The organism is Sulfitobacter sp. HI0027, assembly GCF_001634775.1.
In the GTDB taxonomy this organism is placed as follows: Bacteria; Pseudomonadota; Alphaproteobacteria; order Rhodobacterales; family Rhodobacteraceae; genus Sulfitobacter.
Genome location: NZ_LWER01000134.1, coordinates 1 through 204, shown reverse-complemented (window position 1 = coordinate 204; position 204 = coordinate 1). Strand labels below are relative to the sequence as shown.

Sequence of the window (204 nt, the reverse complement as noted above, 5' to 3'; positions counted from 1 at the left end):
GTCGGCGGCTGGACGTGATTTCCGATGGCACGGTTTCGGTTCTCTGGCGTCCGGTCAGCGCAGCCCTTGGCACCGCAAAGGCAGCAATGTGGGAATGGTCCGTCACGCAGGGTGTTAAGGGAACCGACCTCACACGGCGCGGCGGCGATGATCGCAATCTTGCTTTGTACTTCATATTCGTCGATCCGCAGACCGCAAGCACGC

Annotated in this window: 1 protein-coding gene; it reads left to right on the top strand. The window is 60.8% G+C overall.

All coding sequences use genetic code 11. The features are described from left to right. A partial coding sequence (locus A3722_RS07870) for a DUF3047 domain-containing protein (RefSeq protein ID WP_150120453.1) occupies nt 1-204 on the top strand: 204 nt, incomplete at both ends.